The 3917-nt window shown below is 71.5% G+C and carries 1 protein-coding gene; it reads left to right on the top strand.

Annotation, left to right across the window (positions count from 1 at the left end):
* Nucleotides 1-13: 13 nt before the first annotated feature.
* A partial coding sequence (locus tag QSK22_RS33015; RefSeq protein ID WP_285498427.1) for a condensation domain-containing protein occupies nt 14-3917 on the top strand: 3904 nt, incomplete at its 3' end.

Below are 3917 nucleotides of genomic sequence, written 5' to 3' on the forward strand. Positions count from 1 at the left end.
GGTTTTTGCGGGTGTGCGTGAGGTGTTGACCGGTGGTGATGTGGTGGCGGTGTCGGCGGTGGAGGCGGTGCGGGCGGCGTGCCCGGGTGTGGTGGTGCGTCATTTGTACGGGCCGACCGAGGTGACGTTGTGCGCGACCACGTTCGAGCTGCCGGCCGGAGCGAAGGTTGCGGGTGTGTTGCCGATCGGGCGTCCCCGCGACGATGCGCGCGTCTTTGTGCTTGACCGGTTTTTGCAGCCGGTTCCTGCCGGGGTGGTGGGGGAGTTGTATGTGGCCGGGGGCGGGCTCGCCCGCGGGTACTTGGATCAACCTGGCCTGACCGCTGAACGTTTCGTCGCCTGCCCGTTCGGGGCGGGGGAGCGGATGTACCGCACGGGTGACCTGGTCCGCTGGACGAGCGACGGGCAGTTGGAGTTCGTCGGGCGTGCCGATGAGCAGGTGAAGATTCGCGGGTTCCGGGTGGAGCCGGGTGAGGTCGAGGCCGTGCTGGCCGGGCATGAGTCGGTGGGGCGGGTGACGGTGGTCGCTCGTGAGGACCAGCCGGGTACCAAGCGCCTGGTCGCCTACGTCGTCCCGGCAAATGGTTCGGTCGACACCGCGGTGTTGCGGGAGTATGTGGCGGGGCGGTTGCCGGAGTACATGGTTCCGGCGGCGTTTGTGGTGTTGGAGTCGTTGCCGTTGACGGTGAACGGCAAGGTCGATCGTGCCGCGTTGCCGGCGCCGGACTTTGCGGGCCTGGCGGGGGGAAGGGCACCGGCCAACCCGACCGAGGCGGTCTTGTGCGACCTGTTCGCCGAGGTGCTGGGCCTTGACCTGGTCGGAGCGGATGACGACTTCTTCGCTCTGGGCGGGGATTCGATCATGTCGATGCTGCTGGTGTCGCGGGCCCGCCGGGCGGGGCTGGTGTTCACCGCACGACAGGTCTTCGAGCACCGCTCCGCGGCAGGCTTGGCGGCCGTCGCCACCCCCGTCGAAGAGGACGACACGGCCAGCGCGATCGAAGCGACCGGGCGCGTACCGCTGCTGCCGGTCATGCGGGAGGCGATCGAACGATCCGGAGGCATGGCGCTGGAAGGCGGGTTCTTCCAGTCGATGCTGCTGTCGGTCCCGGCCGGGCTCGACTTCGACCGTCTCGCCCGCGCGGTCGGGGCCGTCCTGGACCGCCATGACGTGCTGCGTGCCCGACTCGACGGCACCGAGCTGATCGTCCCCGAGCCGGGAACGGTCGATCCCGCCGAACTCGTCCGCAGGGTGCCCTGCGAGGGGACACCCGCCGACCGGGTGATCGACGAGCACACCCGGTCGGCGGTGTCCCGGCTCGACCCGGTGGCCGGGGTGATGACCCAGCTCGCCTGGTTCGACGCGGGCCCCGACGCCGAAGGCAAGCTCCTCTGGCTCATCCACCACCTCGTGGTGGACGGGGTTTCGTGGCGCATCCTGCTGCCCGATCTCGCCGACGCCTACGACGCGCCGGACGGTGAACTTGAACCCGTGCCGGTTCCGTTCAGGCGCTGGGCTCTGGACCTGGTGCAGCAGGCCGCGAAGGCGGAACGTGTCGCGGAGCTGCCGCTGTGGGCCGCGATGCTGGACGGTGCCGAGCCGGTGCTCGGAGACCGGCCCCTGGACCCGGACCGCGACGTGATCGGCACGATGAACACGCGCACGGTCACGCTTCCGCCCGAGGTGACCGAGGCGCTGTTGACCCGTGTTCCGGCGGCGTTCCACGCGGGTGTGGACGATGTCCTGCTCGCCGGGCTGGCGGCGGCCGTCATCGACTGGCGGCGGCACGGCGGCGGTGTGCTGATCGACGTCGAGGGCCACGGCCGCACCTGCGACACCCTCGACCTGTCGCGGACGGTCGGCTGGTTCACCAGCGTCCACCCCGTCCGCCTGGACCCCGGCGCCCTCGATCTGACCGACGTGCGCACCGGCGGGCCCGACGCGGGCCGACTGCTCAAGCGCGTCAAGGAGCAGTTGCGCGCGGTGCCGTCCGACGGGCTCGGCTATGGGCTGCTGCGCCACCTCAACCCCGACACCGCCGCCGAACTGGCCGCCCTGCCGGTACCGCAGATCGGCTTCAACTACCTCGGCCGGTTCAGCGGCGGCACCGCCGATGACCTCGGCGGATCGTGGCAGCCGGTGGGACGCGGCGGCCTGGTCGGCGGGGCGGACCCCCGGACGCCCGCGGCGCACGTCCTGGAAGTCTCCGGGCTCGTCCACGACCTTCCCGAAGGCCCGGAACTGACCCTGACCCTCGAATGGCCGTCCGAACTGCTGACCGAAAGCGCAGTCGAGGAACTGGCCGGGACGTGGGCGGCCATGCTGACCGGGCTGGTCGCGCACACCGGCGGCGGATTCACCCCCTCGGACTTCCCGCTGGTGTCGCTGGCCCAGGACCAGGTCGAAGAGCTGGAAGCCGCCGTTCCCGGGCTGGTCGACGTGTGGCCGGTGGCGCCCCTTCAGGAGGGGTTGCTGTTCCACTCGGTCTACGACGAGCGGTCCGCCGACGTGTACGTCGGGCAGCGGGCCCTCGACCTCGAAGGCCCCCTGGACGGCGCGCGGTTGCGCGGAGCGTGGCAGGCGCTGCTCGACCGGCATGCGAGCCTCCGCGCCGGAGTCCGCCTCCTCGCCGGGGCGCAGGAGGTCGTCCAGGCCGTCTCCCGCGAGGTGACGCTGCCCTGGCGCGAAGCCGACCTCTCGGACCTGACCGGAGAAGCGGCCCTCGCGGAGGCCGAACGGCTGGCCGTCGAGGACCACCGGCGGCGGTTCGACCTCGCGACGCCCCCGCTGATCCGGGTGCTGCTGGTGAAGCTGGCGCCGCGCCGGTTCCGGATGGTCATCACGATGCACCACATGGTGCTGGACGGCTGGTCGCTGCCGGTGCTCATGGAGGAGCTGTGGGCGCTGTACGAGGCCGGCGGCGAACCGGCGGCGCTCCCCGCCGCCACCTCCTACCGGGACTACCTGGCATGGCTGGCCCGCCAGGACCGGGACGCGGCGCGGGCCGCTTGGCGGCAGGCGCTGTCCGGACTGGACGAGCCGACCCTCGTGGCCCCCGCCGTCACGGGAGGCGAGCCGGTCGTGCCGCACAGGGTGGTCATCCGGGCGGGCGAATCGCTGGCGGCGGCCCTGCGCGCGATGGCCAGGGCGCACGGCCTCACGCTGAACACGGTCGTGCAGGGCGCGTGGGCGGTGCTGGTCGGCAAGCTGACCGGCCGCCGCGATGTGGTGTTCGGCACGACCGTCTCCGGCCGGCCGGCCGAGATCGCGGGTGTCGAGCGCATCCTCGGACTGCTGATCAACACGATTCCCGTCCGGGTACGGCTGGACCCCGGCGAGACGGTGAGCGACCTGCTGGTGCGCGTGCAGGCCGAGCAGGCCGCGTTGCTGGCCCACCGGCATCTCGGACTGACCGACATCCAGCGTCAGGCCGCCACAGGCGGTGCCACCTTCGACACGCTGCTGGTCTACGAGAACTACCCGGGAGACTCGTCCGGGCCCAAGCGGATAGGCGAGCTGCGTCTCCTCGGCACCGAGGTCAAGGACCCCGCGCACTATCCGCTCACGCTCGCCGTCCTGCCGGGCGAGGACCTGCAACTGTCGCTGGACTACCGGCCGGACGTGTTCACCGAGGCCACCGCCCAGGCGTTCTCCGGGCACCTGCTGTCGATCCTTGAGCAGTTCGCCGCCTCCCCGGACAGCGGCGTGGGACGGCTCGACATCCTCACCCCGGACGAACGCGAACTCCTACTGACCGGCTGGAACGCCACGCGGGCGCCGGTCGCAGATGCCCTGATCCCCGAGCAGATCCAGGCGTGGGCGCAGCGGACGCCGGATGCGGTGGCGTTGCGGTGCGGTGAGGTGTCCTTGACGTATGCCGAGTTGGAGGCGCGGTCGAACCGGTTGGCCCGGTATC

This window comes from Actinomadura sp. NBRC 104425 (assembly GCF_030269545.1).
GTDB classification, from domain to species: Bacteria; Actinomycetota; Actinomycetes; order Streptosporangiales; family Streptosporangiaceae; genus Spirillospora; species Spirillospora keratinilytica.